Below are 20,560 nucleotides of genomic sequence, written 5' to 3'. Positions count from 1 at the left end.
CATGATTAAATTGAACCGTGGTGATAGACCACTATTTTTAACGGATGAAAAAGTTTCCCAATTAACTACTCAATTTAAGAAAAATCCAAAATCAACTGTTTGGAAGCATGACAAAATTGGAGACGGGCTATTAAAGAGTAGTTTTAATAAATGTGCATACTGTGAGTGTGAACTTCAGATTAAAGATTCCTATATGCAAGTAGAGCATTTTAAAGATAAAGACACTTATCCTGACGATGTAGTCAACTGGGAAAACTTATTACCTTCGTGTGCACGATGCAATAGAAAGAAATGGACTTTAGACGTAATCACTCACCCAATTGTTAATCCATATGAGGATGACCCTAGAAATCACCTTAGCCATGAAGCATTTAGACTTTATGCAAAAGATGAAAAGGGAAAAATGACAATTAAAAAACTTTATTTGAATGATGATGAACGTGTTATTTATCCTAGGTTTTTAGCTTGCAATGAAATTAATAGGCAACTGGAATTAATAGTTAATAATTTATCAGATATTGATTCGACAAAAGATTCTTTAACTTTCCTTCTGCAATCGTGTCAATCAAATAAGGCATATTCAGCTTTTTTGACCTCAACTTTACATTCGAACCGTCATTATCTGACAATTAAAACTTGTCTAATAAATAATGGGGTATGGGATGATGATTTAGAGGATTTACACAAAAAATCACTTTTGTTAAAGCTTGATCCACGTTCTTAAAGTTTTTGATTAATTTTATTACCCACATTCTTGTGGGTTTTTTAATGCCCGGAGAAAAGTATGGCTATCACTGAAACAGTTGGCTCACTCTTGTTAGGTGGTCACCGTTCCATTATGGGTTTATTTGCTGATGTGGTAATTGAGGAAAATCATTCTGATGAGCTCGTTATTACCGAGCATCCAGTAGAAAAGGGCTCACCGATATCTGATCACTGCTATAAAGCACCACCAGAAGTCACTATGAAAATTGGTTGGTCTGAAAGTGCTGGGAGAATGAACGGCCTTATTGGTAATACGTTTATCGGTTCTGATTTGTCTCTTTTAGGGATTTACCAAGGCTTGCAGGCATTACAAGGCAAGCGGCTCATCATCTCAACAGGAAAGCGCCTCTATACAGACATGCTCATCAAGTCTTTAAAGAATGTCACAGATGAGACTTCAGAAAATGCATTGATGATCGATATTGTTTTTAAGAAGGTTTTTATTGTTTCGACAAAAGAAACATTGGTATCGATTGCTGATCAGAAGAATCCAGAAGTTACCTCTGATGTGGTTGACTCGGGATCTAAACAGCCTAAACAAGTTGAACAGTCTATGTTGTCTCAAATCACTGGTTTGGGGCAGGTTGGCGGTGCTTATACGGTAGGGCTTTAATATGGCTTTGTATGAAATCCCTTTGCTCGATCGCAATCAAAAGTTTTTTATCAAACTGAACAAGGTGAATTACCAGCTCAAACTTGTTTATCGAAAACGATGGTACCTAGATATTTTTCAAACTAATTCTGATCCTGTTGCCTTAGGTATTCCCTTAGTATCAGGTATCGATATTTTAAGCCCGTTTAGTCATGTAATGAACGGTTCTATGTACGTTCAAAACCTCAATGAAGATGAGAGCCAAACATTTAATGATTTAGGTACCAACATAAAGCTTTTTTGGCAGGATCCTTAAATGACTGAACAATGGAAGCGAAATTGCCGGCTAACCGTCCAGCTTAAATATGGGGAGCCAGAGGCATTAGATTTATCAGAAATGCGGATTGTTTTTCGTATTAATCAACCTACTGCCGAAACTCCTAAGGCAGCAGAGTTTTATATCTATAACTTGTCGGTCGATACTATGAATCGGCTTGCCGGTGAGAACAATTCAAATGTTGGAGCCATGGTAACTTTTGAAGCCGGCTATGGTGATGAGTTGGCCACAATTTTTAAAGGTTCAACATTCCAATATCGCCGTGGACGTGAAAGCCCGACAGATACCTTTTTATGCATTCTGGCTCAGTCTGGTGATAAAGCTAAAAACTATGCATTGGTTAATAAAACCATTGCAGCGGGTACATCAGTCGATCAAGTCAAGAATGAGCTCGCAAAAGAGTATCAAGCGAATGGGGTGGATACTGGTGAACTGCCACAGCTTAGTGATCAGAAATATGTTCGTGGCAAAGTCATGTTTGGTTCATTAGACGATCAGATCCGCCAGTTTTGCAAAGACACAAACACCGAGTACTTCATTGACGATGAATATTTATTCATGGTTGGTATCAGTAGTTACTTGTTAGATTCTGTTTATGAAATGGATGCAAATTCGGGAATGATTGGAATGCCTCAGCTCACCACTGAGGGGCTAATGGTCAATTGTTTGCTTAATCCTCAGTTGCGGCGTGGTGGGCGGATTCATGTTGATACTACAAGCATTCAAACTCAGGCATTTGATATTGATTACCAGACACAAGGTCAAGATCAGGCTCAAAAAGATCTTAAAACGGCTGGCGGCATAAACGGTATTTATATCATTAAGGCAGTTGAGCATTACGGAGATACGCGCGGTGATGATTGGTATACAAGTCTTGTTGCCATTGGACAAGGTGCAGTAGTTCCTAAATCTGGTATCACAATTACGGCGGTGGATTAATTATGGCTTTAAGTAATAACGAAAGATCGCCTCATTTGCTTAATACGGTCAATGACGCGATTAAATCGGCCTTGGCAGTACTTTGGACCAATCTACCTTGTATTGTTGAAGAATATGACAGTGACAAGCAAACAGTATCAGTTACATCTGCAATCAAAATTCCAGTAATGCTGGAAGATGGTTCTATGAAACATGAGGAAATAACAAAAATTCCCGATGTACCTGTATGTTGGCCTAAAGCTGGTGGTTTTGCACTTACATTTCCAGTTAAGCAGGGTGATGAGTGTCTGGTTCATTTTTCTTCACGCTGCATAGATCTTTGGTGGCAAAACGGTGGTATTCAACCACCTTTTGAAAACCGTAAACATGACCTATCTGATGGCTTTGCTACCTTTGCGCCACAATCTCAACCTAAACGTTTAAAGAATGTGGCCACCGATGCAGCAGAATTAAGAAATGATGCCGGTAATGCCAAGATCCGGATTAATGATGCTGGAGAGTTGGAGTTTTTTGGCACTAAGGCTTCTTTTAATTGTCCTGTAGAAATGAAAGACGGTTTAGGTGTCCTAGGTTCGCTTAAAAACAATAATGTGGATGTAGGCTCAACACATGGCCATACGAAAGTACAGCCGGGTAATGGTGAGTCTGGTCCACCGAAACCATAAAAGAATGAGGGGTCGCTGAAAGGCGGCTTTTTTTATGCGCTATAGAAAGCTAGATGAAGATGGGGATTATAGCTTTGGCCAAGGTCAAAATAATTTCCATATAAATACACCTGAGGGTGTAGCGCAGGCAGTTATGACGCGTCTTAAGTTTTGGGTGAGTGAATGGTTTGCTGATACCTCAGATGGTACGGGGTGGACAACAGACGTTTTAGGAAAATTTACCGACCACCTATTTGAGCTCATGATTCGCCAGCGCATTTTAGGCACACCAGGTGTACTCAGAATTGATTCATTTAATAGTCAATTTGATGGCGATACACGTAAGTTATCCATTCAATCGAGTATCACCACAATTTACGGTTCAGCCAATTTACAAGGGGAGATTTAAAGATGGCATTAACTAGCATAGCCCCTGTAATTAATCAGTATGGTGCTACAGCGGCAACTTATAGTGAAGTAGTTGAGTATCTCAAGGAAAAGTACCGAGAGATTTATGGCCAAGATGTTTATTTGGAAAATGATAGTCAAGACGGTCAGTGGATTGGTGTTATCGCACGTGCAATTGCTGACTGTAATGCTGAAGTTATTAATGCTTATAACTCCATGTCGCCGAGTACAGCCGATACTGATGCGCTATCCCGGAATGTAAAAATTAACGGTATTCGTCGTGCAGTGGCTACACAATCAAGTGTTTCAGTGGTGTTAGTCGGTGTTGCTGGCACAATTATTAATAATGGTATTGTGAGCGACAAAAATAATAATCGTTGGTTATTGCCGGCTCAAATTATTATTCCATCTGCAGGCGAAATAGTTACTACGGCTACAGCTGAAAAGCCTGGTGCGATTTTAGCTTTACCATACTCAGTTACAACCATTTCTAAGCCTATGCGTGGTTGGCACTCAGTTAATAATCCTCAGGCTTCTACTCTTGGTGCACCAGTCGAAAGCAATACTAAATTACGTCAACGGCAAGCATTATCAACAGCTATTCCTTCACGGTCATACACGGAGGGGATTTTAGGAGCGCTTTTTAGCCTTGATGGCGTAAGCCGATGCAAGGTATATGAAAATAAAAAGCCTTTCGTAGACCCACTGGGCTTGCCGCCAAATTCTTTAGCCGTTGTGGTAGCTGGTGGTGATGATCAACTGATTGCTGAGACGATTCGAGTAAAGAAGGCACCCGGTTGTGATCTATATGGAAATACAACTGTGATTCGTCCAACGGTTTATGGTGATCCTGTATCAATTGAATACTGGCGTCCAAATCAAGTAGTAGTTGGTTTGAAGTTAGATTTAAGAACAACAACAGATTACACAGTTGATATTGGCGAACAGATCAAATTTGCGATCGCTGATTATGTAAACCAACTCGATATTGGCGACCGAATAAGTCTTAATAAGCTTTATGTGCCAGCTGGTTTGTATGGTGCTTTAGAGGCAAGAACATATGAACTAGACAGCATTCAATTAATTATTAATGGATCCCCAATAATAGGTGATTACACATTGGCATTTAATGAAGTCGCTTTTTGTGATTCTGATGATATTGAAATTAGTGTAACCGGAGGTGCTTGATGCAGACAGAGGATTACCTAAATTTAATTATCAACCAACACAGAACTAAACCCAAGTTTAAGAACACAGTACAAGTGTCAATGGAGCCAATACTTGATTGTATGAATGCTCTTAAAACACTTCATGAAAAATTTGATTTAGATACAGCATCAGGTGACCAGCTAACAATATTGGCCGAGTGGGTAGGAGCACCTACAGTCGTTCCAAACACGGTCCCGCTGCCTTTCTTTGGGTTCTCTGATCAACCTGAATCATTAACATTTGGCGAGACTGATAATTCTGAAATTGGTGGTTTTTTCCGTGAATCAGGCATGAATAGTTTCCGAGGTGAAACTATCTCACCTCAAAAGTTACCCAATGTAGTTAAAGCTAAGATCCTACTTAACAATTGTGATTGCACCCTGGATGACGCATTTGAAATTTGCAAGTTATTAACTGATGTACCTTTTAAGCTAAAGGACAATAGAGACATGACAGTAACCTTTGAATTTCTTGCAACTTTTCAACCCATAGATAAAGAACTAGTTCGCTTGTTGTTTCCTTTACCAAGCGGAGTTGAGTTAATTTTTTCGGATGAATTAATTGATGGATAAGTTAGAAGAATTTAGCCGGAACGGGCCGAAAAATACCGATGGACTAACTTTATTAAGTGGATTTCCATCTAATCAAAAACCTGCTCGTCAGTGGTTCAATTGGTTATTCAATTCTCTTACCAAGAAAATCAATGAAATCATTGATGATAAATTGGATAAAGATGCATCTGCTGTTTCTGCAGATAAATTAAAAACCGCTAGAAAAATTACTTTTACAGGCGTAGTAAAAGGAGAAAGTACATTTGATGGTTCACAAAATATAAGTATCGATACTACTTTTGAAGCTGCACTTGGCGTTAAAGCAATCGCTGTAATTCGCCTCAATGGTTCGTCTTATCAAATCGTCAAGAACTCTGGTTTTTCCTCCGTTTCAAATATTGGTGGAGGTCAAATTGAATTTACGCTCTCTACTGCTGCACCAGATACTGACTTTGGGATACTTTGTACAGGATCCAGCAACAATTCGGATGCGGTAAGCCTTCAGGAGCGTGCCGATTTTGTTCGTACTAAAACTAAGTTCCGCCTTATGGGGGCTTATGGCGGGGATAACACTCAAGGTCCGTATACACCTCAGCTTTGTACAGTAGTAGTCCTTTACTAACCTTATTTATTAATTTTACTAACCGCCTTCCGGCGGTTTTTTGTTGCGTGGAGACTTCTGATATGGCAACAAACTGGAATGCGGTATTAGCAAACGTTAATAATTCAGCAGATATTCTAGCTATTTTACGAAAAGTACTTTCTTTGCTTGAGTTAAAAGTTGATGAAACAACAGTTGATGAAGTATTAGCTCAACTTAATAAAATTGCTGAAGATGGACAAATTACTCTAGATGAAGCTATTGAAACTCTAACCTTTCTTGATCAGAAAATTGAAGAGCGAACTTCTGCTTTTAATGAAGCTATTGAAGCTGCCGCAGCTGCTGGTGCAGGGGCAAATGGTTGGACTGCTGATTTAGTAGCTTACGCAGGTGGTACCCAAAAGCAGTTTAACGATTCGCAAAATAATCTAAACCTGACAATTATTAACTATGTAAATCCTAAGATGTGGGGCGCAATCGGTGATGGGGTTGCTGATGATTCAAATGCTGTTGAATCATGCCGAAATTATATGATTGCCAATGCTGCAACATTTAATGATTTTTCTGATAGCAAATATCGACACACCAGAAATATTACTTTCACTGCTCCCAATCAAAAGCTCATTTTCAACGGAAATTGCGAATTTATTAGTGATGGCAACTATATAACTTTCGCAGGTACAAAAACACAAATTGGGTATATTTCAGCAGTAGCTTCGAAAAATAGCAAAACGATTACACTCAATCAGAATGTCTCTTTAAACCAAAATGACTTGATCGCTATTCACAATAGTCGCGTGTCTTCATTGTCGACACATCGAAGCTATTATTATGATGGGGAAATAAGAGAGGTTGAGTCGGTTTTAGACAATATCATAACTTTGAAAGCACAACTTGAATCTAGCTATCCAAGTGGTGTTGAGGATAAGGTATGGAAAATTGAACCGATAACCCTTGAAATTAATGGAATAACCTTTACTGGTAATGGAATTAGTGCAGTAAAAGTAAGTCTTGCTGTAAAAAGCTCCTTTAATTTTAATGCAAATAATCTGCAAAATAATGTTGGTTCACAAAATGCATTTTATATCGATCGTTGCTTTGATTGTCATGTGAAGGGTGGTAGATACATTAAGAAAGGTGTATCGGGCACAGGAACAGATTACGGCATTCTTGTCAGTAATAGCCAAGATATTCTCATTGAAGCTGATTATGCGTACGGCGGGCGACATGGTACTGCAGTGGGAGGTGACAATAATGATATGGCGGTACCATGTCGCAGAATTTACTTTGAAAAAATCGTAATTGAAAATGATCCTACCACAACTTTACATGCTGCTGATTTTCACGGGAATGCAATCGCTTGTTATTATAAAAACTGTGAGATTAAAGGCCGAGTTTCTTTAGCAGGTGACAGCTGTAAATCGATTGGAAATCGGATTACATCTCCTGCAGGTGAGATTCGATCGCCTATTCATTTAACAGAGGTTATTGGTGGTGATATTGGAAGTTTTGGAGATACTTTTCTTTCCACGGGCATTGCCACAACATTGATGATGTGGCAAACATCTACATTTCTTGAAAAATTAAGTAAGCCAGCTACTTTTTCTATAGTAGATCCGATAGTTGAAGCTAATGCTTCACTTATTGGGCTTATGTCAATTCTTAATACTAACCAGCCATGTAAGTATGTTTTAGATGGTTTTGCTATTAATGGCGATGTTTCAACATTCAATCGATTAATTAGCTATACCACAGGTACATCTGCAATAAAGCCTGTATTTATTCAAATTACTCGCCCAAAAACTCAGTTAAGCGAAACAGTAGTCTTGCTGCAAGGTGATGTTGTTTTGCCTAATGTGGCTAAAAGTGTATTTAGCCAATCAGGTACTGACACGGTTAATAATAACGGTTCGTGGATTAAGCAGTCTGATGGTTCTATGATTTGTCGCCAACGCATTAATGTTACTGTTCCGATCAATACCACCTATGCAGGAGGTTATAAGTCGACAGATATCACTTGGACTTATCCTAAATCATTTGTTGGGGTGCCAACTATCATTGCCACTTCGCTTGATAATGCATGCGCTTCAATTAAAGTTTTAAATCCTACCTCATCATCAGCAACACTATTTGGCTTCGCTGCACAATCATTTGCAAGTGCTGGTGTAGTTATTGATGTAACCGCAATTGGTCGTCACCTAACATAATGGAGAATCAGATGTACTACACATCATATAAAACAGCGGGCTTTCCAATTTATATTGGAAAATTAAAGGATGAGCAGGAAGGAAGAGCATTTATTATCTATAAATGTTTGGATGGGCTTCTTGTTGGCGAAGAAAATTATCTTTATGACGAAGCTAATAATGTACTTCGTTGGGAAGGGTTGCAAGCACCAGAGTATGAACGTGAAATTATAGGTTTCGCAGATTCCGAAGAAGAAGCATTCGAGATAGGTACTTCACAATAAATTTTAATTGAACAACTTAAGCCTTAAGCCTAAAAGCTAGGGCTTTTTTATTATCTAAACTCTGGAGAGATTATTAATGGAACCAGTTTCCACAAGCGGTTTAACAGCACTTTTAAAATTTTATGGGACAGCAATTATGATTACACTTGCAATCGCACTGGTTGCAATGGTTGTGATGATGACACGGATGCCACGTTCACCTAGAGAGTGGGCTGTTGGTATGATTTGTACGGTTGTATCGAGTTTGGCGGGTGGCTCATTCATAATTGTGAAGTGGGGGCTTCATGAGTGGGTTACAGATATATGGGGAATGACTGCATTAGGTGGATTTTTCTTTGTTTGTGGATTGCCCGGATGGGCTCTAGTCCGATGGATCTTTAACTTCATTGATAAACAGGAAGGTAAGACCATTATCGAAGTTATCCAAGAAGTAAAGAAAGCCAAAAAAGACATAGAAAACAGTTAATGCCGCCTTCGGGCGGTTTTTTACATCTAAAGGAAATTGAAATGAATATTGAACAATATCTTAATGATTTGATTAAGCGTGAAGGTGGGTATGTAAATAATCCAGCAGATCGAGGGGGGGCAACCAAATACGGTATTACTGAGGCAGTAGCACGTACTAACGGTTTTAAGGGCAACATGAAAGACTTACCTCTTGAAGTGGCCAAGTCAATTTATCGCAAACAATACTGGACAGCTCCGCGTTTTGATCAAGTGAATACAATCAGCTCAGCAGTAGCTGAAGAGCTCTTAGATACAGGTGTTAACTGTGGTACCGGCTTTGCAAAGCCACTTTTACAACGTGCTTTGAATTTGCTCAACAACCAAGGCAAAGCAGGATGGCCAGATCTATCAGTAGATGGGATTTATGGCCCAGCGACATTAAATGCACTTAAAACTTATTTGGCCAAGCGTGGTAAAGATGGGGAGAAAGTGTTGGTGCGAGTTCTTAATATCATGCAAGGCCAACGTTACATTGAAATCTGTGAACGCAATCCTTCGCAAAAACAGTTTTTCTATGGCTGGATTGCGAACCGGATTTCGTTTTGACTATTCTTGTTTTGTGGAGCATCTTGAAAAATAAGATGCTCCATCTCATACCATTAATATTGATATTTCACTATAAATTTGATTTTTAATTTCTTTAAAACAAACCATATTGAGAATTTATTTTACTTAATTGCTGATTTCACTTCTTGAACAGCTTTAGAAATCTCAGATAACTTAGAAGTAATTAAACTAACATTGTTTATATCTGAAGGAACTTCACCAATTGGGTTTGGTCCCCTAAAATACCTATCTGCTAATTTAATTTTCAATTCATCAATTTTACTTTTTTCTTCTAATTCAGAACAATAATCTGAAAGGGCATGTATTTCTAAATAAGAAATTTTACAGTAGTGAGCATGGTTTACTAATCGAGTCCTTTCCTTAATTATAAAGGTAAGGAAGCCGGTTATGATTAGTATTAAGGAAATATAAAAATAATAAAAGTGGTTATCACTAGGAAATTTATATTTATCTAATACGGCAGAATTATAGATAAAATAGATTAAAAAACAAATAAGTGTTAGAAAAGTAGAAATGATAACAACAGTATATATACGAATCATACATTTTAATGCTTCAGACTCAGTTTTAAATATTTCCCCCAATTTTTTATTGCTATTTTTACCTGTTTCAGCTCTTACCTCAATTAATTTATCTTGAGCTGTTGAAATTTTTTCATTTAATTGTTCCAATTCAATATTTTTCTTTAATTCTTTAAAGTATTGATAACAATCATTAATTATGTCAGGGTCTTGGGTGGAACTAGCATAAAGAGTATTATGCACTTGAATTAAATTCCGTGCACATTCTTCTAAATTTTCTGAGGGAATTTTTTTTAAAAAATTTGTGAGATCTAAGTCATCAACGATATTAATTTTTTCACTTATATCGGACAATAAATTTTTTAAGTCGTTAATTGTTATCTCAGGGCTAAAATTAAATTTTTCTAGTTTTAAATTTGGTAGTTTTTCTAAATAATCAATTGTTTTATTTAATTTATCTAAAGTGGTGTCGTGAAACCAAAAATCCCTTATATCTAAAGTGATTAAAGGACTCATAGCTTCTTTTAATTTGAGATTTAATATATTTAATAAATCTTCATCAAAGAAGATACTATATTTTTCAAATTGAGTTTTAAATTCACGAAATTTTAGTGCTGCATCATAAGGTCTATCTGTTATGATTCCTTTCGATACAAAATAGTCAAATATCTTAACTTCATCTAAGTGAAATTCAATTGAAGATAATGATGCTTTTATTTCTGCTCTAGAGTCCATTTTATTTAGTCTTGATTATTTAATCTGATTAAAAACATTTATTTTTCAATAGTCAATAACTCATCCCACCGAAATGGATTTCTACTCAATTTATCTCTCGACATCGACCAGTTTCGACTAGGAACAAAACAAGGTCCGACACTAATTTTTTTCTTTCCAAACTTACTATGGATACTATCCATAGCCTGCATTAAACATTCCTTTTTCTCTATGTGTGCAAAGTCAGTTAAGAGGTCATATGTATGGCCAGATTTTGGCTCAAGACCTGTCAGCACAACTCCGCATTTTTTATATTTAATACCTGCTTTGTAGATATCATTCAACATCCTTGTTGCCGCTCTAACAAAATCTACAGCGCAGTCAGTCGGTTCTGAAAAAGAGCCTGTAATAGATTTATTGTAAAACGGCACATTTGGATCAAAAGGGTTTGACTGTACAAAAGCAATCATACAACCGCATAGTAGACCTTCATCACGCAATCTCTTACAAGCATCTTGCGCATACATCGAGATAGCTTCTTTTAGATCCGTTAATTCAGTAACGCGACCACTGAAAGACCTAGAGGCAACAATCTGCTTTTTTGACGGAGGAGTGTGCTCGATCTCAATGCATGAGATGCCTTGCAATTCGTAAATGGTTCTTGCCATCACAATTGAAAACATTTTCTGCATCTCTCGAGGTTCTGCACAGGCCAGATCTAAAACAGTATTAATGCCTATTGATTGCAATTTCTTTGAGTGTTTACGGCCAACCCCCCAGACCTCACTTACATCAATATGCGCGAAGTAATATTCTTTGTTGCACGGATCCATATTTACGAGATCGCACACACTGTTAAAGCCAGCATTCTTTTTAGCAATGTGATTAGCAATCTTCGATTCTGTTTTGCTTCTACCGATACCGACGCAAACTGGTAAACCAAGCCATTTCCATATTTGTTGTCGCATTTGCTGACCGACTTTTTCTAAATCAAAGTTTTTTTCATAAGCAGAGAAGTCAACGAAGCATTCATCGATTGAGTATGGTTCAACTTCTTCATCAGTTACGTACGAACTCAGAATCTTATGAAAACGCCTCGACATTTCTGCATACATTGCATAGTTGCTTGAAAGTACGATTACGTTATGTTGCTGAACAATATCTTTAATTTGGAATAACGGCACACCCATTTTTATATTTAGGGATTTCGACTCATTGCTGCGTGCCACGGCGCACCCATCGTTGTTACTGAGCACAATCACAGGTTTATTGTTCAAACTTGGGTCAAAGACTCTCTCACATGAAACGTACATGTTATTTACATCGATGAGAAAGAAGACTTTGTTCTCATGTTTCATGACTAATTTCTTATCATTTTGATGATACAGGTGACAACGCCCCAGATAAGTAGTTCTTGGCCTTCTTGTAGATAGATATTTTTATATTCTGGATTTTCGGCTTTGAGCCATTTTCTAGACTCTTCAATCATTAAGCGCTTAACCGTAAAATCATTATCAATTAGTGCCACGACAATATCGCCGTGTTTAGCATCTAAGCTACGATCGACAATGAGCTCGTCATCAATGTCGATGCCAGCGTTGAGCATTGAGAGTGATGCGACTTTGACAATGAATGTTGCAGTTTCATTTTTTATTAAGTGCTCATTCAGATCCAGCGCTTTATCAATGTAGTCCTGAGCTGGGGAGGGGAAGCCTGCATTGATTTTTTCTAATGCATAGGGGATTAACATTTGAGTCGAGGGGATTACGAGCTTAATTGAGATAAGATCAGCTAAAACAATCGGTTGATTGAGATAGTGCTTTATCTCAATGATGGACGGTACAATATCGCTCATAGCATTCCCCTTAATTTGATTTCGTTACAAAATCAAATGATATGCTAGAGCTTGCTTTAAATTCAAATTAAAAAAATTGTGGATAAACAAAGGGAAGTCAAAACTTGACGTCGTAGATCATACCGTTGGTCAGAAAGTGAACATATAAAATTGAAAATTATTTAGCTTTTGTATCACTAAAAAAATTATTATAAAAAATACTATTGTTAATATGCGGTATATAGTGCATTTTTTATTAATAAGTTTTTTCTTTAAAGCATTTTGAAATTTTAATTATTGTAACACTAAATATTAATAAAATAGTCAACAAATAATTTTATTTTTATTTTTAATACCTTGTTTTTATTAAATTTTATTTAAAATAAAATGGAATTATATAATAATATTTATAATCTATTATATTTTTTTGTAGATAATAATTATTATAATTCTAGACAGATTAGTCTTTCGTGTATAGACCGATAATGTTTGAAAAAATGGGATTTTATTACGAAATATTTAGTTACAAATGCGTGGTTTTATCATTATAAAAAAGTTGGGTAGTATTGATTTGTATATTTTAATTCTTACATGGAATTTATTTTAATGAGAATTTTTTCATATTTATTAGTCATTACAGCAGCAATAATTTTTTATTTTAGTATAAAGTTTGGATTTGATTTAAAAACAGCCTTTTATACTTTATTTTTATTAGTGATGTGGACACTATGCTGTTATTTTTTATACAAATTTTACGATGATATGGGATATCCAAAAATCTGGTTTTATCTATTTTTTGGTATTTTATTAAGTTTCTGTTTTTATCCTATTTTGGGTTTTTATTCATTAAAACCAATAAGTTATGATTGGTTGGATTGGCTAGGGATTAGAGAGAGAAGTGTTAGTAATGAAGAAAATGAACAAAGGTGGTATGGGAAAAATTATGGTAAATTCGGAATAACTATAATATTTTCATTAGTCGCAATAATAATTCAACAGTTATTTGATAATGATGATTAATAATATTTAAAATAACTGTCGAAAATGGCAGTTATTTTTTTATAAGTATTTAGTCAGTATATTTTAATTTGTTTTTTGGTTGAGCTGTGAACTCATCGGCTGGTATATCAAGAAAAAACTCACTAGCTTCTTCATGTTTACAATGCAGCCAGTCATCCCGTAAATCTGGTGGAATAACAATAATTGAGCGCTTTTCATCATTGGGTGCGTGAAATTGCTTCATGAAAGGGTGATGATCAGAATTGATTGTGAGCATGCTCATTGATCTGATTGCTTCACCATTTAACTCTGCATACTCATAAATCCCAGCAATTGTAAAAGGCATTTCATCTTTGCGATAAATTCCCCACCATTCTGGCTTATCATTTATATACTTTGGCTCAAAGATTACATCAGCCGGTATTAAGCAAAACTGATTTCTCTTCCATGCATTCCTAAAACTTGGTTTAGTTGCCACAGTCTCAGTTCTGGCATTGTATGTATTCCTAACTTTCTTTAAATCTTCTACCCAAGGTGCTACCAATCCAAATCTTGCTAAGCGCCATTCCATTTGCTCTTTTTTTGAGAATAAGAGAGGGGCTTCATAATTTGGGTAAATGTGATCTTTATATTCAAATGTTGGCTCAAATAGATCCAACAGATGAATTCTATCTTTTGCGATTGGTTCGTAGTTTGAGCACATTACACAATTCCATGTTTATTATTTTAGTTAACAATAAATCAAATTTGATTTATTCAAAATGATAGAATTGCGACTTTCAGTAAGTTGCTGTGTGATTTCCGCACAGAAAACAGCCAGTCTACAAATTTTCTTAGTTTATTTGAAAATTTAATTTGTAGACTGATTTGTAGACTAATGAAATGCAATATGCGACATATCAGTACAAGCGGATGCAACCTTAATTATGTATAACCATTTGAAAATGCAAGATAAAGCAAACCAATGCAACCCTTAACAATCACAACCAAACTATCAGGATTCTACTTTTTTTACTATTCCATTGTTGGTACGTTCATGCCTTATTGGAATTTATATCTTCAAGATCAAGGGTTTAATTATCAAGAAATAGGTGTCTTATCATCAATTGCGATTGTAACTCGTTTTTTTGCGCCTTTAGTATGGGGATGGGTTGCCGACAAATCTGGTAAGCGAATGCTGTTAGTGCGGCTAGCAACTTGGATGGAATCATGTATATGGTTGGCTATTTTTATAGTGCCAAATACGTTTCAATCCATAGCTTTACTCATGCTTATTTTTAGCTTCTTCCAAAATGCTATTTTAGCTCAATTTGAAGGGGTTACTTTATTTTGGTTGGGTGATCAAAAAGCTAAACTTTATGGCAAAATTCGTAAGTGGGGATCTATTGGATTTATTGTCGGTGTTTTTGTTATTGGTGCGCTTCTGGAAATAGTACCTATTTCGATGCTTCCAATTTTATTATTAATTATTGCTTCATTGGCATTTATTTGGTCTTTTACCATTCGAGAACCAGATGGTGCACCTACCTCACAGAAAAAGTTAGAGTCTTTACTTCCTGTACTAAAGCGCCCGACAGTAGCTGCATTTTTCACAATTGAATTTATTTTACTTTTTTCACATGCACCTTTTTATAGTTTTTATAGTAACTTTCTAAAATCTTTGAATTTCAGTACGACTGAAATTGGATTTTTATGGGCAATGGGGGTTTTTGCTGAAATTTTTATGTTTTCAATTGCCTCAAAGATTTTTCAACGTTTTTCGTGGCGCAGTTTAGTCGTTGTGTGTTTGCTAGTGACGAGCATACGTTGGATGCTTGTTGCACTATTTTCACATTACTTTGTTGGTCAGCTTTTTGCACAATGTTTGCACGCTTTTAGTTTTGGTTTATTTCACTTAATTGCAATGAGAGTTATTTTTCAAAACTTCTCTGCTGGACAGCAAGGGCGTGGACAAGCTCTTTACAGTACCATGTGGGGACTCGGTGTAGCTTTTGGTAGTGTGCTGGCTGGGCATTTCTGGAAAATTCTTTCTGGTGAACTCATTTTTATGTGTGCCAGCGTGGTTGTACTGTTAGGTTTGTGCTTTGTAATGTGGCTTCCGAAACAAGTCGATTCTTCAGCTGCTTAAGCTTGAGATAATTTAAAACAAAGAGTTTATATTGAAAAAAGCAAGTAAATATTAAATTGTTTGATGACTTGTTGTGGCACGTTACAGTTGAAAAATATTGTTTTTATATGGTTATGGAACAGTGATTTTGTCAAAAAATATGCTAACTTAACTTCATGCGTTTAATGATTAATAAATCTATGAAAAATATTTATATTATTGGATTATTGTGGGCTTGTTCTGGTTTAGCTGTGGCAGAAACGGCTACTCAACAGCCAGCCGAACAACCCGTTCGGACTGCAAGTAATCCTAATGCTATACGTATTGTTACGCGTCCTGAAATTATGGGATTATGGGGAATGGAAATTCCAAATAATAAGAAATGTGTGGAATATTATAACTTCCGTAGTAGTAATGATGTAGTGATCAAAAGTGGTCAAGAGTGGTCATACGGTTTATATGAATATCAACCATCTGATGACCCTAAAGAGCAGTTAGCTGCTTTAGTGATGCAAATTAAATTTGATAATAATAAAGTAGATTGTTCGGGTCAGAAACAAGATCAAACAGGTGATGTTTCTCAGTATTTTGTACAGTGGAAAAATGACCATACTATCAACTTCTGTTCAACCGCTAAGGGTGAGCAGTGTTTTGCGACTTTACGTAGAGTCCTACCATAAACTAATGGATATAAAAAAAGCCTCTTACGTATAAGAGGCTTTTTTTATTATGCAGTTTCAGCTTTCTTCTTTTCTTCCAATTGCTTTAACAAGTGCTTTTCAAGGTAATGGATGTCCATTGCTTGAGAACAGAAGCTCTTATCTTGCAAAATGAGATCTTTATGCAGAGGAATGTTAGTTTTAATTCCTGTAAGGATCATTTCATCTAACGCTTGACGCATACGAGCAAGTGAAGTTTCACGGTCTTTACCATGAGAAATCAATTTAGCAATCATAGAGTCATAGTAAGGTGGAATGCTATATTCTGGGTAGATATGAGAATCTAAACGAATACCAGCACCGCCTGGCGCATAGAAACTTTCAATTTTACCTGGTGAAGGTAAGAAAGTTGTTGGATCTTCAGCATTGATACGACATTCGATTGCATGACCATTAACTTTGATATCTTCTTGTTGAAGCTCTAGTCCTAGGCCGCCTGCAATACGCAACTGTTGTTCAATAATATCAACACCAGTAACCATTTCAGTAACAGGGTGCTCTACCTGAACACGAGTGTTCATTTCGATAAAGAAGAATTCACCATCTTCAAATAGAAATTCAAACGTACCAGCGCCACGATATTGCATTAACTGACATGCATGAACACATGCTTCTAAGATATCAGCTCGAGCTTGCTCTGGTAGATTTGGAGCAGGTGCTTCTTCTAACACTTTTTGGTGACGACGTTGTAATGAACAGTCGCGGTCATATAAATGAATCGCATGGCCATTACCATCACCAAGAACTTGCACTTCAACATGGCGAGGTTTTTGTAAGAAGCGTTCCATGTAAACGGTATCGTCACCAAACCACATTTCTGCATCGCGCTGAGCTGCTTGAACTGATTCAAGTAGTGTATCTACACGCTCAACAATACGCATACCACGTCCACCGCCACCAGATGCCGCTTTAACAATAAGCGGGAAGCCGATTTCTTTAGCTTCTGTAAGGGCATTGTGGATGGTTACAGCATGGTCACAACCAGGTACAGTAGGTACACCAGCTTTTTTCATGGCAACAATCGCAGAAACTTTGTTCCCCATAAGGCGAATGTGTTCTGGACGTGGACCAATAAAAGTAAAACCTGAACTTTCTACAATTTCAGCAAATTCAGCATTTTCTGAAAGAAAACCGTAGCCGGGATGAATAGCATCGGCACCGGTAATTTCTGCAGCAGTAATAATTGCCGGGATATTTAAATAGCTATCACTACTTGCACCGGGACCAATACATACTGCTTCATCAACAAAACGTAAATGCATCAAATCTTTATCAGCATCTGAATAGATACCAACAGTCTTGATTCCTAATGTTTTGCAAGCCCGGGTAATTCGTAAAGCGATTTCACCACGGTTTGCAATTAAAACTTTTTGCAACATAGACGTCCCCGAGGTAATTACGCGCGATAACGGAATAAAGGTTGACCGAATTGGATTACATCGCCATTTTTCACTAAAATTTCTTCAACCACGCCACTTTGAGTTGCTTCAATTGGGTTCATGATTTTCATTGCTTCAATAATACCCAAAGTTTCACCAGCAGATACAGTTTGACCTACTTTAACAAATGGTGCTTCGCCTGGGCTTGGAGCAGCGTAGAACACACCAACCATTGGAGAAGTTTCAACTGCTCCGCGTGGTGTTTTTGCAACTGGTGCTGCTGCAACAGGAGCTGCCGGAAGTGCTACACCAGCCGCAGCAACGACTGGACTACGGCGAGTTAAAGCGATTGATTGATCACCTTCTTTAACTTCAATCGCTTGCAAGTCAGACTCAATCATTAAATCGATGAGTTTCTTAATTTTGCGGATATCCATGGGCGACTATTCCTAAACTAGTTTGGGTTAGATGGTTGAATTTTTTCAATAGCGTAATCGAGTGCAAAACTATAACCTTTTGCACCAAGACCACAGATCACGCCAATTGCTTTATCGGATAAATATGAATGATGTCTAAATGCTTCTCTTGCATGGACATTCGACAAATGTACTTCAATAAATGGAATGGCAACGCCGAGTAGGGCATCGCGTAGAGCAACGGAAGTATGGGTGAGGGCCGCAGGATTAATAATAATAAGTTTTACGCCTTCGGTTTGTGCCTGATGAATACGGTCAACAATGGCACCTTCCCAATTGCTTTGAAAAGTATCTAATGTAATTGATGCGTTTTGAGCTTGGATAACGAGTTGTTGGTTAATATCACCTAGGGTAAGATGACCATATACTTCTGGTTCGCGTTTTCCCAGCAAATTCAAATTCGGTCCATGAATCACCAAAATGGTCGAACTCATTCAGATTGCTCCAGCTCTAAAGTTGCAAATATTCTTTGCAAGATGTCTGCAAAGTTTGCTTATTATGGCATATGTTTCTACAATTTTTTTATAATTTGTTTTAATTGTCGCAGAAAGGGTATACCAAATTCGGCTTATATATTGTAAATTTTGCGATGATTTAGCAATGTTAAAAAATGACAAAATTTCAAGTAATTTAATGAAGCTCATTTTAAACTGAATTGACAAAAACAGTTCATGTATTTTGTGTAACGGCTGTAGAATTCTCTCCAATTACAAGTAGCTCATTCCATCGAGTTAGATAGTTTTTTGAACGGTGACATTGTTTCATATGCCAAGATGGACTACTGGAATGATAACCGACTTGTAGATAGTGACTGCCGAATCGATTACGAACTGTACTTAGTGTTTTCATGAGTTGTTGTCTTTGCTGAATTAACTCAAGAGGTTGCCATAAGTCATCAATGTGATGTTGACGGGCGTGCAAACCACAAAATAATACTCCAATCTTAATGTACTTTTTATTTTCTTTATATAAAACATCAATTTGTTGCATGGCTGCTTTAGTTAATATGCATAGGTCATCTGTTGCATACGTTAAACCTATCGCTTGAGAAGATGCTTTTTTATAAGGTGGTTTATCTATTTTTTCATAAAGCATGACCTGAATACAGGCACACAGCTGTTCTTGTTTCATTAAGCGCCGATGAGCACGATTGAGATGAAAGATAAGCGCTTGTTTAATAATCTCAATGCTGGATAAAGCTTGAGCAAAACTACGTGAAGCTAAAATTCGTTTTGTGACGATGGCAGGATCATCGAGTTGAATACAGGATTGGCCTTTTAGCTCACGAATGGTACGTGCCATAACTACAGAAAAAGCTTTTGCGAGATGGTGTTCATTGGCAAAAGTTAAGTCTAAGCATGAATAAATCTCATAGCTTCGTAATTGTTTGACCAATTGATAGCCAATTCCCCACACTTCTTTGACGGAAGTTTGTTGCATGAGGTCTTCAAGCAGTAGGGGATCTAAAGTAGTGAAATTACAAATTTTATTAAAGCTTGGAATCTTTTTAGCATAGTGATTGGCTAATTTAGCTTGAGTTTTTGAATATCCGATGCCAATACAACAAGGTAAGCTTAACCATTTTTCTAAGGTTTCTACGACTTTGACACAATAAGAATGAATATCTATAGATTGAAGGTAAGGGGTAAGGCGAATAAAGCATTCGTCAATCGAATAAGCTTCTAAATCATCGGATGAGAAGAATTCACCTAAAACCGAAAAAAAGCGACGAGACATCTCAGCATATAAAGTGTAGTTACTTGAATAGACGTGTACACCTGCTTGGAGAGCTTCTTTTTCAATTTGATACCATGGAATACCCATTTTGATACCCATATTTTTTGCTTCTTCACTACGTGATACAACACATCCATCGTTATTAGAAAGTACTACAACAGGCAGACCAATAAGTTTGGGGTTAAATAAGCGCTCACAACTGACATAACAGTTATTAATGTCTACAAGCGCGTAAATTTCTCGGTGTGAGATTTCCATTGTGACTTACCCCATTAAAAATATTGGTAAAACGACATATTGATATTATTTTCATAAACACGTTGATGTGGAGTGTTAGGTGAAAAAATTTGCATTTTGAATGTGTAACAAAATCAAGTTAACAAAATTTTTAGCAGAATACTAGGATGGTTCTGTGGGTTTAACTTAGGTTAACCATGGAAAAAATAAATAAGGCTTTAATATTTTTAATAAAAAAAGGAGATCC

At 36.8% G+C, this 20,560-nt stretch carries 24 protein-coding genes; 16 read left to right on the top strand and 8 right to left on the bottom strand.

Translation table 11 applies throughout. The features are described from left to right. Window position 1 precedes the first annotated feature (1 nt). The 13 genes from ACS125_RS15155 (at window position 2) to ACS125_RS15095 (ending at window position 9,569) form a co-directional block, all read left to right on the top strand. Window positions 2-724: an HNH endonuclease gene (locus ACS125_RS15155; RefSeq protein ID WP_443273058.1), complete on the top strand. Its 723-nt coding sequence runs from the start codon at window positions 2-4 to the stop codon at window positions 722-724. A 60-nt stretch (window positions 725-784) separates the two neighbouring features. Next, entirely contained in the window at window positions 785-1,378 is a 594-nt protein-coding gene (locus tag ACS125_RS15150) for a phage baseplate protein (protein ID WP_443273056.1), read from the top strand. A 1-nt stretch (window position 1,379) separates the two neighbouring features. After that, a complete protein-coding gene (locus tag ACS125_RS15145) occupies window positions 1,380-1,673 on the top strand; it encodes a phage baseplate plug family protein (protein WP_443273054.1) in 294 nt (97 codons plus the stop codon). Further along, on the top strand, window positions 1,674-2,633 hold the full coding sequence (locus ACS125_RS15140; protein ID WP_443273052.1) for a phage protein: 960 nt from the start codon (window positions 1,674-1,676) through the stop codon (window positions 2,631-2,633). Window positions 2,634-2,635: 2 nt separating this feature from the next. Next, window positions 2,636-3,298 carry a Gp138 family membrane-puncturing spike protein gene (locus tag ACS125_RS15135; RefSeq protein WP_443273050.1) on the top strand — a complete coding sequence of 221 codons (663 nt, stop codon included), beginning with the start codon at window positions 2,636-2,638 and terminating at the stop codon, window positions 3,296-3,298. A gap of 34 nt (window positions 3,299-3,332) precedes the next feature. Next, window positions 3,333-3,686, top strand: coding sequence for a hypothetical protein (locus ACS125_RS15130; RefSeq protein WP_443273048.1), 354 nt, complete (start codon window positions 3,333-3,335; stop codon window positions 3,684-3,686). Window positions 3,687-3,688: 2 nt separating this feature from the next. Continuing rightward, on the top strand, window positions 3,689-4,873 hold the full coding sequence (locus tag ACS125_RS15125; RefSeq protein WP_443273046.1) for a baseplate J/gp47 family protein: 1,185 nt from the start codon (window positions 3,689-3,691) through the stop codon (window positions 4,871-4,873). Next, window positions 4,873-5,466, top strand: a complete 594-nt coding sequence (locus tag ACS125_RS15120; RefSeq protein WP_443273044.1) for a DUF2612 domain-containing protein — start codon at window positions 4,873-4,875, stop codon at window positions 5,464-5,466. Before ACS125_RS15125 ends, ACS125_RS15120 begins: the two co-directional genes overlap by 1 nt. Beyond that, the gene (locus tag ACS125_RS15115) at window positions 5,459-6,067 is read left to right on the top strand and encodes a hypothetical protein (RefSeq protein WP_443273042.1); all 609 of its coding nucleotides are present in this window, start codon (window positions 5,459-5,461) and stop codon (window positions 6,065-6,067) included. The genes ACS125_RS15120 and ACS125_RS15115 overlap by 8 nt, the downstream gene beginning before the upstream one ends. Before the next feature lie 62 nt (window positions 6,068-6,129). Then, window positions 6,130-8,253, top strand: coding sequence for a phage tailspike polysaccharide lyase family protein (locus tag ACS125_RS15110; RefSeq protein ID WP_443273040.1), 2,124 nt, complete (start codon window positions 6,130-6,132; stop codon window positions 8,251-8,253). An 11-nt stretch (window positions 8,254-8,264) separates the two neighbouring features. Further along, complete coding sequence (locus ACS125_RS15105; protein WP_443273038.1) at window positions 8,265-8,516, top strand: hypothetical protein; 252 nt, start codon at window positions 8,265-8,267, stop codon at window positions 8,514-8,516. A gap of 76 nt (window positions 8,517-8,592) precedes the next feature. Further along, window positions 8,593-8,982, top strand: a complete 390-nt coding sequence (locus tag ACS125_RS15100) for a hypothetical protein (protein WP_443273036.1) — start codon at window positions 8,593-8,595, stop codon at window positions 8,980-8,982. 41 nt (window positions 8,983-9,023) lie between these two features. Continuing rightward, a complete protein-coding gene (locus ACS125_RS15095; RefSeq protein ID WP_443273034.1) occupies window positions 9,024-9,569 on the top strand; it encodes a glycoside hydrolase family 108 protein in 546 nt (181 codons plus the stop codon). 122 nt (window positions 9,570-9,691) lie between these two features. Here the strand turns inward: ACS125_RS15095 and ACS125_RS15090 are convergent, their stop codons facing one another. From ACS125_RS15090 to ACS125_RS15080, 3 genes are read right to left on the bottom strand one after another with little or no spacing between them, the layout of a single operon-like run. After that, the gene (locus ACS125_RS15090) at window positions 9,692-10,846 is read right to left on the bottom strand and encodes a hypothetical protein (protein ID WP_443273032.1); all 1,155 of its coding nucleotides are present in this window, start codon (window positions 10,844-10,846) and stop codon (window positions 9,692-9,694) included. A gap of 38 nt (window positions 10,847-10,884) precedes the next feature. Then, complete coding sequence (locus tag ACS125_RS15085) at window positions 10,885-12,183, bottom strand: Y-family DNA polymerase (protein ID WP_443273030.1); 1,299 nt, start codon at window positions 12,181-12,183, stop codon at window positions 10,885-10,887. 2 nt (window positions 12,184-12,185) lie between these two features. Then, window positions 12,186-12,680 carry a LexA family protein gene (locus tag ACS125_RS15080; RefSeq protein WP_443273028.1) on the bottom strand — a complete coding sequence of 165 codons (495 nt, stop codon included), beginning with the start codon at window positions 12,678-12,680 and terminating at the stop codon, window positions 12,186-12,188. A 585-nt stretch (window positions 12,681-13,265) separates the two neighbouring features. On the opposite strand from ACS125_RS15080, the gene ACS125_RS15075 reads away from it, so the two are divergent. After that, entirely contained in the window at window positions 13,266-13,679 is a 414-nt protein-coding gene (locus ACS125_RS15075; protein WP_443273026.1) for a hypothetical protein, read from the top strand. A 49-nt stretch (window positions 13,680-13,728) separates the two neighbouring features. Here the strand turns inward: ACS125_RS15075 and ACS125_RS15070 are convergent, their stop codons facing one another. Further along, complete coding sequence (locus tag ACS125_RS15070) at window positions 13,729-14,361, bottom strand: SOS response-associated peptidase (RefSeq protein ID WP_443273024.1); 633 nt, start codon at window positions 14,359-14,361, stop codon at window positions 13,729-13,731. Between the two features lie 261 nt (window positions 14,362-14,622). On the opposite strand from ACS125_RS15070, the gene ACS125_RS15065 reads away from it, so the two are divergent. Then, a complete protein-coding gene (locus tag ACS125_RS15065) occupies window positions 14,623-15,786 on the top strand; it encodes an MFS transporter (RefSeq protein ID WP_443273022.1) in 1,164 nt (387 codons plus the stop codon). 155 nt (window positions 15,787-15,941) lie between these two features. Continuing rightward, entirely contained in the window at window positions 15,942-16,445 is a 504-nt protein-coding gene (locus ACS125_RS15060) for a hypothetical protein (RefSeq protein WP_004791762.1), read from the top strand. A 47-nt stretch (window positions 16,446-16,492) separates the two neighbouring features. On the opposite strand, the gene accC is transcribed toward ACS125_RS15060, so the two are convergent. From accC to ACS125_RS15040, 4 genes are all read right to left on the bottom strand, one after another. Then, window positions 16,493-17,863, bottom strand: coding sequence for an acetyl-CoA carboxylase biotin carboxylase subunit (gene accC / locus ACS125_RS15055; RefSeq protein WP_174740718.1), 1,371 nt, complete (start codon window positions 17,861-17,863; stop codon window positions 16,493-16,495). Window positions 17,864-17,880: 17 nt separating this feature from the next. Beyond that, window positions 17,881-18,300, bottom strand: a complete 420-nt coding sequence (locus tag ACS125_RS15050; RefSeq protein ID WP_004791766.1) for an acetyl-CoA carboxylase biotin carboxyl carrier protein — start codon at window positions 18,298-18,300, stop codon at window positions 17,881-17,883. Between the two features lie 17 nt (window positions 18,301-18,317). Next, window positions 18,318-18,773 carry a type II 3-dehydroquinate dehydratase gene (gene aroQ / locus ACS125_RS15045; RefSeq protein ID WP_004791768.1) on the bottom strand — a complete coding sequence of 152 codons (456 nt, stop codon included), beginning with the start codon at window positions 18,771-18,773 and terminating at the stop codon, window positions 18,318-18,320. Between the two features lie 235 nt (window positions 18,774-19,008). Further along, window positions 19,009-20,334 (bottom strand): Y-family DNA polymerase, encoded by a 1,326-nt coding sequence (locus tag ACS125_RS15040; protein ID WP_443273018.1) that lies wholly within the window; start codon window positions 20,332-20,334, stop codon window positions 19,009-19,011. Window positions 20,335-20,560 lie beyond the last annotated feature (226 nt).

The sequence above is a fragment of the Acinetobacter sp. PFS20 genome (assembly GCF_052261015.1).
In the GTDB taxonomy this organism is placed as follows: domain Bacteria; phylum Pseudomonadota; class Gammaproteobacteria; order Pseudomonadales; family Moraxellaceae; genus Acinetobacter.
This window is presented reverse-complemented; position numbering and strand designations above follow the sequence as displayed.

Bases quoted from the DNA above. Each gene is read 5' to 3' on its own strand.
- ACS125_RS15100 (WP_443273036.1), top strand. From the start codon at position 8,593: ATGGAACCAGTTTCCACAAGCGGTTTAACAGCACTTTTAAAATTTTAT.
- ACS125_RS15070 (WP_443273024.1), bottom strand. From the start codon at position 14,361: ATGTGCTCAAACTACGAACCAATCGCAAAAGATAGAATTCATCTGTTG.
- ACS125_RS15140 (WP_443273052.1), top strand. From the start codon at position 1,674: ATGACTGAACAATGGAAGCGAAATTGCCGGCTAACCGTCCAGCTTAAA.
- ACS125_RS15085 (WP_443273030.1), bottom strand. From the start codon at position 12,183: ATGAAACATGAGAACAAAGTCTTCTTTCTCATCGATGTAAATAACATG.
- aroQ (WP_004791768.1), bottom strand. From the start codon at position 18,773: ATGAGTTCGACCATTTTGGTGATTCATGGACCGAATTTGAATTTGCTG.
- ACS125_RS15105 (WP_443273038.1), top strand. From the start codon at position 8,265: ATGTACTACACATCATATAAAACAGCGGGCTTTCCAATTTATATTGGA.
- ACS125_RS15090 (WP_443273032.1), bottom strand. From the start codon at position 10,846: ATGGACTCTAGAGCAGAAATAAAAGCATCATTATCTTCAATTGAATTT.
- ACS125_RS15110 (WP_443273040.1), top strand. From the start codon at position 6,130: ATGGCAACAAACTGGAATGCGGTATTAGCAAACGTTAATAATTCAGCA.
- ACS125_RS15130 (WP_443273048.1), top strand. From the start codon at position 3,333: ATGCGCTATAGAAAGCTAGATGAAGATGGGGATTATAGCTTTGGCCAA.
- ACS125_RS15080 (WP_443273028.1), bottom strand. From the start codon at position 12,680: ATGAGCGATATTGTACCGTCCATCATTGAGATAAAGCACTATCTCAAT.
- ACS125_RS15120 (WP_443273044.1), top strand. From the start codon at position 4,873: ATGCAGACAGAGGATTACCTAAATTTAATTATCAACCAACACAGAACT.
- ACS125_RS15135 (WP_443273050.1), top strand. From the start codon at position 2,636: ATGGCTTTAAGTAATAACGAAAGATCGCCTCATTTGCTTAATACGGTC.
- ACS125_RS15075 (WP_443273026.1), top strand. From the start codon at position 13,266: ATGAGAATTTTTTCATATTTATTAGTCATTACAGCAGCAATAATTTTT.
- ACS125_RS15050 (WP_004791766.1), bottom strand. From the start codon at position 18,300: ATGGATATCCGCAAAATTAAGAAACTCATCGATTTAATGATTGAGTCT.
- ACS125_RS15060 (WP_004791762.1), top strand. From the start codon at position 15,942: ATGCGTTTAATGATTAATAAATCTATGAAAAATATTTATATTATTGGA.
- accC (WP_174740718.1), bottom strand. From the start codon at position 17,863: ATGTTGCAAAAAGTTTTAATTGCAAACCGTGGTGAAATCGCTTTACGA.
- ACS125_RS15150 (WP_443273056.1), top strand. From the start codon at position 785: ATGGCTATCACTGAAACAGTTGGCTCACTCTTGTTAGGTGGTCACCGT.
- ACS125_RS15115 (WP_443273042.1), top strand. From the start codon at position 5,459: ATGGATAAGTTAGAAGAATTTAGCCGGAACGGGCCGAAAAATACCGAT.
- ACS125_RS15040 (WP_443273018.1), bottom strand. From the start codon at position 20,334: ATGGAAATCTCACACCGAGAAATTTACGCGCTTGTAGACATTAATAAC.
- ACS125_RS15095 (WP_443273034.1), top strand. From the start codon at position 9,024: ATGAATATTGAACAATATCTTAATGATTTGATTAAGCGTGAAGGTGGG.
- ACS125_RS15145 (WP_443273054.1), top strand. From the start codon at position 1,380: ATGGCTTTGTATGAAATCCCTTTGCTCGATCGCAATCAAAAGTTTTTT.
- ACS125_RS15155 (WP_443273058.1), top strand. From the start codon at position 2: ATGATTAAATTGAACCGTGGTGATAGACCACTATTTTTAACGGATGAA.
- ACS125_RS15125 (WP_443273046.1), top strand. From the start codon at position 3,689: ATGGCATTAACTAGCATAGCCCCTGTAATTAATCAGTATGGTGCTACA.
- ACS125_RS15065 (WP_443273022.1), top strand. From the start codon at position 14,623: ATGCAACCCTTAACAATCACAACCAAACTATCAGGATTCTACTTTTTT.